The following is a 9,349-nucleotide window of genomic DNA, read 5'->3' on the forward strand; positions in this document are numbered from 1 at the left end:
GTTAATATTAACATCACTCTGATTTGCAATACAGCTCATAACGCTATTAGCTATAATCTCAGATTCTATAGGTTTCACCAAACTATTCCACCCCGTTTCCACCAACTCTATCCACTCCGTCTCTTCCCGCAAGGTAACACAGGGCACTCTATAAAAATAAGCCTCCTTTTGCACGCCACCCGAATCAGTAGCAATCAAACGGGCATTTTTTTCTAACATAACCATATCCAAATAACCAACTGGTGGGATTACAATAAGAGAATTAATGGCCATTTCATGTAAGCCATCCCGTATTAAGGCTGCCCGGGTGCGAGGATGCAAGGGCAACACTACCGGGATTTCCTTCGCTACCTGTACTAGCCCCTCAAAAATTGCCTTGAGACGAACAGGATCATCAGTATTCTCAGCCCGATGAATGGTAGTCAATATGTATTTGCCTGGCTGAAGTTGGTACTGGTCTAATATTTGGCTTAACTCTTGGGCTCGTTTACCATAATAAAGTGCCGCATCATACATGACATCGCCAACCAGGTGGATTTTTTCTTCACCAATACCCTCCCGTTTAAGATTATCTACCGCGGCCTTGGTCGGGGCAAAGAGTATATCCGCAATGTGGTCGGTAAGAACCCGGTTTATCTCCTCAGGCATACGCCGATCATAACTCCGAAGTCCTGCTTCCACATGTGCAACAGGAATATGCAATTTTGACGCTGCAAGAGCCCCCGCAAGTGTTGAATTTGTATCTCCATAGACAAGAACCAAATCAGGTTTCTCATCATACAAAACACGTTCTATTGCCGCCAACATTCGTCCTGTCTGTTCTCCATGTGATCCTGAACCAACCTCAAGATTATAATCAGGAGTGGGTATCCCTAATTCCTCAAAAAACACATCAGACATCGCCGCATCGTAATGCTGACCAGTATGAACCAACACTTCATCACAAACCTTTCTCAGCATCTTTGATACCGGTGCACACTTGATAAACTGCGGACGAGCACCGACAATTGAAACAATCCGACCCATATAATTCAAAAGTTTATCTTACCCAACAATCGGATGAGAATTTTTATCCCCTCTTCCAATACCAAGGTATACAAATCCATTTTGAATAAAAGAATCGGGTTCAATCACATTTCTACCATCTACAATAACAAATTTGTTTTTTCCTGATAATTCACGGATATAGGTGGGTGTCAGGTCATAATACATCCGATGGGCAGTGAAGATAATTACTGCATCTGTATCCAAAAGAACCCTCTTAATATCTGAATGGATCTCAATTCCTGGCCAATGTGTTACCCAGGGATCATGTACAAAAATATCCGCCCCCGCTTCTTTGCAAAGATTATAAAAAGGTTCAGCAGGCGTATTCCGGGCATCATCAGTGTTTGAAAGAAATGACCAGCCCAGTAATCCAATCTTTTTTCCTGTTATTTCGCTCCCTATTCGTGTAAGCCCCTTCTTCAAAAGATGAAACATATGCAATGGCATGAAGTCATTAATCGATCGTGCAGTAACAAATAACGATTCAACTCCGACAGGGAAATCAACCTGTTCATGTTCTGTAATACGAACCCCTCTCTCGAGATGATATGTATCTTTTGTCAGACAGTGCCCACCAACCCCTGCACCAGGCCATAGAATTGCACGAGTAATTCCCTCACCTTTTAATGAATCGATCCCGGCCCTGACATCATAGAAATTTATTCCCATCGCTTCACAATAGAGAGCAAGTTGATTTGCTGCTGCGATTTGCAGATCTCTAAATGTGTTTTCTGCTGTTTTTGTAACTTCTGCAGCAGTAGCTGTCATCGGAATGAGCTTACCCTTCGTTAGAATCGGCCCGTACAATTCCATAGCGCGTTTTGTACTAATATCGTCGATTCCTCCGACAATACGATCATGCTCCTGAATATTTTGTAATAATCTCCCAACCATTACCCTCTCAGGAGCATGTGCAAGACCAAAATCCCTCCCTGCAACAAGTTTTGACTCCTCCTCCAGAATTTTTCTTGCCCAGATTGCAGTTGTGCCGGGGGTGATTGTTGATTCAAGAACCACCAGTGTTCCCTTTGTAAGGTACTTACCTACTTGCCTTATTCCTTCTTCCAGAGCACTAAAGTCTGGAATAAGATCCTTTGAATTTACAAAAGGTGTCTGAATGGCAATCGTTACCGCATCGCAGATAGAAATTTTCGAAAAGTCGGATGTGCACTCAAACTTCTTTTTAAACACGACATTATGAATAAGCTCGTCCAACCCGGGCTCTTCTCCTTTTAAAGGATTTTTTCCAGAATTTAATAACGATATTTTATATCCAGAACTTATTGAATCTCTTTGAAATCCATATACCATCGGGAACGATTGAGCAAACAGTGCTGCAGCCGGAATTCCGACATATCCCATTCCAACAACGCCAATGGTTTTTATCGGACCGCGTTCATTAAAAGAATCAGCCAATGAAGTACTCATATTTAAAACATTCCTTTAATCTGTTCACATAATTCAAGATTCTCTATCGCCTCATAAGGAGTGATAGGAAATTTTTTTCCTGTTTTTACCGAATGAAGAAATGTAGATAATTCTGTTCGAAGTGGTTCTTGTTTTGAAACAAGAACTTTTTCAACGATATTTTCCTGAATATACCGATCGCGTTCAACAGTATACTGACCAGGTTTTCGGTAGACATATATCTCCTGAGTCATGAAATCTCCCTGAATAGTCATATCTTCCTGCTCAATGTGGACCATCCTGATTTTCTTGGAAGCTTTTCTGCTGGCAGAGAGATAAATCAGAGTCTGTGAATGAGTACATAATGCAGCGGCAATGTCATCATCTCCCTTTGCCTGTACTGACACCTGGGAACAACCGAGAGAGTGAAGGATAATATCAATATCATGAATCATAAGATCTTCTACGACAGAACTACCTGTAACCCGCGAAGATGTGGGATTGTGTCGCTTAAACTCAATATAGAGAGGATTGGAGATCATCTGGGCAATTTCTGCAACGATTGGATTAAACCGCTCGATATGACCTACGCCAATTACAAGATCTTCAGTGATTTGTTCTGCCAGTTTTTTTCCTTCACCAGAAGAGAGGCATATGGGCTTTTCAATAAGCATATGAATGCCAGCATTGATGACCTTCATAGCTACATCATAATGAAATGGCGTTGGCACACAAAGACTGACCGCATCCACCCGGTGAAATAATTCTTCATAGGTATGTGCGATATCTGCATTATGAATTGATGCAACTTTTTTTGCCTGATCTGCATTAACATCGTAAATTACAACCGAATCAACCTCTCTTAACTCAGAATAAACCCGGACATGGTTCTGACCCATCATTCCTGATCCGATAACACCAACATCCATTATGACCACCGGTTAATAACATCACAAATATATTTTAATTCCGTTTCAGACAACCCGGGGTACACTGGAAGGCTCAGCACTTCCTGCGCCGATTGCGATGAAACCGGGCAGGTCGGATTGTTCAGGTGTGAGAAGACAGGTTGCTCATGTACTGGAATGGGATAATGAATCGCAGATCCAATTCCATGTTCAGATAAATACGATGCAAGATTATCACGTCTTCCGTTTTTTACCCGTATGACATATTGATGAAAAACATGACTGCAATCCTTCATTATCGTTGGAGTCGAGATATCGGGATGATTGATATGATCCGATAGGAAAGATGCGTTTCTCATTCTTGAATCATTAAAGTGAAATATTTTTTTTAACTGAATTCTTCCAATGGCTGCACAAATATCAGTCATTCGATAATTATAACCCAATTCAGTATGGAGGTATTTTTTCTTTTGACCATGGTTTATTAATATCCGAACATGATCACAAAGAGAGGAATCACTGGTTGTAATCATACCCCCTTCCCCAGTTGTCATGTTTTTTGTTGGATAGAATGAGAAACACCCAATATTTCCAAAAGAACCCACTTTTTTACCCCTATAGGTGGCCCCGTGTGCCTGAGCACAATCCTCAATAAATAAAAGATTGTGGTCTTCACAAATATCATGAATTGCGGATACATTACATGGGTGTCCAAAAAGATGGACGCCGATTATCGCTTTCGTTTTGGGAGATACTGCCTCTAATATGGCATCTGGAGAGATCCCATACGTGTCATCACAAATATCTACCATAACAGGACGTGCTCCGCACATACTTACCGAAGTTCCAGTTGCAATAAATGTAAAAGAAGGAATAATTACCTCATCGCCACTACGAATTCCACATGCGAGCAAACCCGCGTGAAGAGCGGTGGTTCCATTACTTGTTGCAACTGCATCCGAAGTCCCACAAAATTCTGCAAACTCATTTTCAAATAAAGTTACTTCTTTCCCACTGGCAATTATCCCTGAGCGCATGACTCTGCTTACGGCTTCAATCTCATCTTCCCCGATATCCGGTTTTGCAATATTAATCATTTTTTATGGCTCCTATTGGAAAATCTACAATATGTGCTAAATTTTGCAGTATATTCGAATGAAAAACTTCAATCACGACACTTCCTCTTTTATTCAGGAATCGGAACATTTTTTTGGGTTAATATAGTGTGATTTGCCCCAATTGAGGTGGATCGTTAATAATTTTAACATTTGGTTTATTATCATCATGAGGGACATAGCTATCACTTTGGTATTCAGATTCGGTCCAATGAAACAATATAATTCAATTAATGAAACGGATGGTGAGTTAATATGATTCTTAAGATTTGGTTGCACTCTCATTATGTAATCCCTTAAAGTTTTTTGCCCCTGATTCAGTTAATATGTGGTTTGCTATTATGGTTTTTTCACAGGTCAGTCCATCATGACCTGACGAGAACGAATGACTAATGCGGGCCTCTTCATGGATTTCTGTTGCAAATTTAACATCGTAATTTCCCTTATAAAACAGCCGGGCAACGTATCCTGATCACGATAATATCCTGATTGGAATCCTGAATTTACTAAATCAAGCGTTATTCTTAAATTATCTAAAATATTTGTGCGATAAAATTCAATAATTTCTCATCTCCTAGTAATATATCCAACAAATGATGTGTACATTAGGGTGAAGCTTATAAAAAAAGATATTTGAAAATTACCATCCAATTTGGACATATTTTACTTTACATAAAAACGCAATTTTCTTTCTGATAATTGAACAGATGCGGATAGAAAAGATTGTACAAAAAGGATATAATAATTTAAAAAACAGGGTGGGTTGCTTTTTTATAAAATTCAATATATTTTGAACAAACCGGAGGAGGAACTTCTTTTTATCTTCCAAAAAATCAAGATTCATTTTATCAAGATAATAATGAACATATGCTTCATGCATAATTTTTGTATACATATTCCCTTTGTCATTTTCAAAAGTCTTGTCAAGGTATCTTTTATAGTCATTGACCATCAGATGAAGTTTACTAGAGGTATTAGATCCATGCCGCCTGTATAAAATAAGAGGTTTTTGAACATAAGCGACGGGATAGTATTGGGTTATTCGCGTGTATAAATCATAATCTTCGCCCCCACGAAGGGACTCGTCATACAGTCCTACATCGAGAAGTGAAGTTTTGCGAAACATGGGATATCCTATATGGCAGCCCCTTCGCCGTAAGACTTCTCCACAGATATATCCTTTAGAGAGATGTTCTTTTCCGATAATTTTTCCTTGAATTTCACCAATTTCATTTATTACATACACGTCTGAATGGACAAGTCCATAATTAGAATTTTTTGAAATTTCATTATATAACTCTTCAATACGTGTTGGCAGCATGATGTCATCAGAATCGAGAATCGCAATAAAGTCCCCTGATGAGGCAAGAATGCCATCATTTCTGGCCCTCGAAACACCTAAATTTTGGGGATGGATGATTACACGTATACGGTCATCTTTCTTAGCGTATTCTTTAATAATTTCAAGAGAATTGTCACTAGAACCTCCCTCAACAATTATCAGTTCAAAATCATCAAATGTCTGGGTCAGAGCACTCTCAATACATTCAGATAAAAACTTTGCATTATTATAAGAAGGAACAATTATACTAATTTTTACCATGTAATTACGCCATAATTACGAGCATAAATTAAAAAATATATTATTCAATAATATTTTATGTATGCATTCTTATTAAAAATTATTGTTTTCCATATAGTCTATTAAGGATAGGAGATTATATTTTTCCCTAATAGACTATATTTAGTGACTTTCTAATTTATGCCCACAAAAACCGCATTCATCACCGGAATCACCGGTCAGGACGGGTCTTATCTGGCCGAACTCCTTCTTTCAAAAGGATATGAAGTACATGGGCTTGTCCGCCGGGCCTCAACATTCAACACCCACCGAATTGACCATATATATGTCGATGCACACGATCCTGATGCACGGATTTTTTTCCATTATGGGGATCTCTCTGATTCTGAGATGATCTCAAATGTCCTCTATAATATCAGACCAGATGAGATCTATCACCTTGGAGCACAAAGTCATGTCAGGGTCAGTTTTGAAACACCCGAATATACGGGCAATGTAACTGCCCTTGGCACAACCCGGATTCTTGAAGCAATTCGAAGAAGCAACCCGAATGTCCGGTTCTATCAGGCCTCATCCAGTGAGATGTTTGGTCACATCGCCCCACCACAAAATGAAGAGAGTTGTTTCTGGCCCCGAAGCCCGTATGCCTGCGCAAAACTCTATGCGTACTGGATGACACGGAATTACCGTGATGGATATAATATGTTCGCCTGCAACGGTATCCTCTTTAACCACGAATCACCCCGGCGAGGTGAGATCTTTGTTACCCGGAAGATCACAAGAGGTATTGCCGCAATCCTTGCCGGGAAAGAAAAATATCTCTATCTTGGAAACCTTGAAGCAAAACGGGACTGGGGATTTACCCCCGAATATGTTGAGTGCATGTGGAAGATCCTGCAACAGGATACACCGGATGATTATGTCATCGGGACCGGTGAGACACATACCGTGCGGGAGTTTGTTGATGCTGCCTTTACCTATGCAGGTCTGGAGCCGGAGAAACACGTAAAAATTGATCAGAAATACTTCAGACCAACCGAAGTTGAAGCACTGCTTGCCGATCCGTCACGGGCAGAAAGGAAACTTGGATGGAAAGCTAAGATAAAATTTTCTGAACTGGTGAAGATTATGGTAGATGCAGATATGAAAGCAGCAGGGCTTACTCCGGTCGGGGAAGGATATGATATTCTTGAAAAGAAATTTCCTGCACGATGGTGGGCTCGGGATTAATGCTGATTACTAAAATCCCTCTCATTTCTTTTCTTATCAGCATCCTTTCTCTTTTTTACCGACGTATTTTATTTACCAAAACCGATTTGAAAGCTATACCAACTTACGCTTTTTTCATCCACCACTTATAGGTCTCGGTGATTCCCTCATGTAATGAATATCCGGGCCTATATCCCATTTCATTCGATATCTTCGTAATATCAGAACAGGAATGACGCACCTCACCCTGACGGGCGTCAAGATGTCGGATCATAACCTCCTTTCCTGCAACCTGCATCACTACCCTGGCAAGCTTATTAATCGATACAGAACAGCCAGTACCCACATTAAATACCCCTGATACATTCTGTTCCATCGCCAACAGTAATGCCTGTACGACATCCTGAACATACACAAAATCACGGGTCTGTTCTCCATCCCCAAATATGGTGAGATAATCATTCCTGGAGAGAGCATCCATAAACCTGGAGATCACCCCTGAGTAGGGTGATGAAGGATCCTGTTTCGGGCCATATACATTAAAAAACCGGAGACAAACCGACCGAACACCATAAAGATCCGTATAGACGGCCGCATATGATTCAGAAAGAAGTTTTCCGACCGCGTAAGGTGAAAGAGGAACCGGGGAGAATGATTCCTTATGAGGGGGATCATAGGCATTTCCATAGAGAGCTGCAGATGATGCAAGAACAATTTTTGGTACTTTCGCAATTCTGGCAGCCTCAAATACCTCAAAGAGGCCATCAATATTTACCTGATGATTGAACCTGGGATCATCAATCGAACGCTGAACTGAAACCAGTGCAGCAAGATGGAATATCCCGTCAACACTGCTGCAAAGAGATAATAGTCCTTGTCCGTTTACAATAGTATCTTTTATAAACGCAACGGATTCATGATTCAGAAGATCTGCTATATTCGATAAATTGCCAGAATCCAGTGAATCAAGAATGATCACCCGATCCCCTCTGGCTACCAGAGCATGTGAAAGATGTGAACCGATAAAACCTGCACCGCCGGTGATAAGATATCGCTTACTCATTCCGGGTCCTTCATTTTAATCAGCAATACATGGAATCGCATTGTGATCGAAACACATGGAAGCTGGGATGGTCATATAGCATAGTAATTGTGGATTCTGTCACGTGAGGAACTACATATGGGATTGTGAAAAGAATATTCATAGAAAATTTTTATCGCCTCTCCCTATTCCTTCGTAGACAAACCCTGTCTGGATGACTACATCAGGATCAACAACATTCCGTCCATCAACCAGAACCGGAACAGGCCGCATCAATCTCTTCACCCAATCATAATCCACTGTATAATACATACGATGAGCGGTCATGAAAACAAGGACATCTGCATCTGTCAGCACCGGTTCAATAGCAGATGAGAGTCTGATACCAGAATATTCCTGCACCCATGAATCATGAACATGAACCAGTGCACCATGTTCACTACAGATTCTGAAGAATTTCTCCGACGGAGTATTCCGGGCATCATCAGTATTTGGAAGAAATGAAAAACCCAATAGTGCAATTTTGGAGTTACGAATGTCCTTTTTCACGTAATTCAGGCCTTGTAGCACCAGGTGAAACATATGAACAGGCATAAAATCATTCACCTGTCGTGCCAGAACATAGAGCGATTCATGCCCTTTTGGATAATCAAGAGGGCTGATTCCTGCAATTTCTATACCCCGTTCCAGATGATAGGTATCTTTTGTCAGGCAATGCCCGCCAACACCTGCTCCAGGCCATAAAATTGCCCTGGTAATCCCCTCTCCTTTCAGAGAATCTATACCCGCACGGACATCATAAAAATTAACACCCATCGCCTCACAATACAGAGCAAGCTGATTTGCAGCTGCAATCTGGAGATCCCGTAAGGTATTTTCCGCAGTTTTGGTTATTTCAGCGGCTGTTGCAGTCATTGGAATGATCCGACCCTTTGTGAGAACCGGCTCATATAATTCAATCGCCCGCCTGGTTGAATCATCATCAATTCCTCCAACTATTCGGTCATGCTCCTGAATATTCTGAATAAGCCGTCCTACC

General features: G+C 40.8%; 8 protein-coding genes. 1 reads left to right on the top strand and 7 read right to left on the bottom strand.

All coding sequences use genetic code 11. The features are described from left to right. The 5 genes from wecB to PLA23_RS06790 form a co-directional block, all read right to left on the bottom strand. The coding region (wecB, locus tag PLA23_RS06770; RefSeq protein WP_502883599.1) for a non-hydrolyzing UDP-N-acetylglucosamine 2-epimerase at positions 1-960 on the bottom strand (960 nt) is incomplete at its 3' end. Between the two features lie 84 nt (positions 961-1,044). Further along, positions 1,045-2,475, bottom strand: a complete 1,431-nt coding sequence (locus tag PLA23_RS06775; protein WP_324474563.1) for a nucleotide sugar dehydrogenase — start codon at positions 2,473-2,475, stop codon at positions 1,045-1,047. 2 nt (positions 2,476-2,477) lie between these two features. After that, entirely contained in the window at positions 2,478-3,383 is a 906-nt protein-coding gene (locus PLA23_RS06780; protein ID WP_324474565.1) for a Gfo/Idh/MocA family oxidoreductase, read from the bottom strand. Then, positions 3,383-4,459, bottom strand: a complete 1,077-nt coding sequence (locus tag PLA23_RS06785; RefSeq protein WP_324331449.1) for a DegT/DnrJ/EryC1/StrS family aminotransferase — start codon at positions 4,457-4,459, stop codon at positions 3,383-3,385. Before PLA23_RS06785 ends, PLA23_RS06780 begins: the two co-directional genes overlap by 1 nt. 658 nt (positions 4,460-5,117) lie before the next feature. Beyond that, positions 5,118-6,080, bottom strand: coding sequence for a glycosyltransferase family 2 protein (locus PLA23_RS06790; RefSeq protein WP_324474567.1), 963 nt, complete (start codon positions 6,078-6,080; stop codon positions 5,118-5,120). A 159-nt stretch (positions 6,081-6,239) separates the two neighbouring features. On the opposite strand from PLA23_RS06790, the gene gmd reads away from it, so the two are divergent. Next, on the top strand, positions 6,240-7,289 hold the full coding sequence (gene gmd, locus PLA23_RS06795; RefSeq protein WP_324331621.1) for a GDP-mannose 4,6-dehydratase: 1,050 nt from the start codon (positions 6,240-6,242) through the stop codon (positions 7,287-7,289). A gap of 103 nt (positions 7,290-7,392) precedes the next feature. Here the strand turns inward: gmd and PLA23_RS06800 are convergent, their stop codons facing one another. Together PLA23_RS06800 and PLA23_RS06805 are read right to left on the bottom strand one after the other, a co-directional pair. Next, positions 7,393-8,331 carry a GDP-mannose 4,6-dehydratase gene (locus PLA23_RS06800; RefSeq protein ID WP_324331619.1) on the bottom strand — a complete coding sequence of 313 codons (939 nt, stop codon included), beginning with the start codon at positions 8,329-8,331 and terminating at the stop codon, positions 7,393-7,395. Between the two features lie 138 nt (positions 8,332-8,469). After that, positions 8,470-9,349: nucleotide sugar dehydrogenase (locus PLA23_RS06805; protein WP_324474569.1), on the bottom strand; the 880-nt coding region annotated here is incomplete at its 5' end.

The sequence above is a fragment of the Methanospirillum sp. genome, assembly GCF_035406105.1.
GTDB lineage: Archaea > Halobacteriota > Methanomicrobia > Methanomicrobiales > Methanospirillaceae > Methanospirillum.

Bases quoted from the DNA above. Each gene is read 5' to 3' on its own strand.
- PLA23_RS06785 (WP_324331449.1), bottom strand. From the start codon at position 4,459: ATGATTAATATTGCAAAACCGGATATCGGGGAAGATGAGATTGAAGCC.
- gmd (WP_324331621.1), top strand. From the start codon at position 6,240: ATGCCCACAAAAACCGCATTCATCACCGGAATCACCGGTCAGGACGGG.
- PLA23_RS06780 (WP_324474565.1), bottom strand. From the start codon at position 3,383: ATGGATGTTGGTGTTATCGGATCAGGAATGATGGGTCAGAACCATGTC.
- PLA23_RS06800 (WP_324331619.1), bottom strand. From the start codon at position 8,331: ATGAGTAAGCGATATCTTATCACCGGCGGTGCAGGTTTTATCGGTTCA.
- PLA23_RS06790 (WP_324474567.1), bottom strand. From the start codon at position 6,080: ATGGTAAAAATTAGTATAATTGTTCCTTCTTATAATAATGCAAAGTTT.
- PLA23_RS06775 (WP_324474563.1), bottom strand. From the start codon at position 2,475: ATGAGTACTTCATTGGCTGATTCTTTTAATGAACGCGGTCCGATAAAA.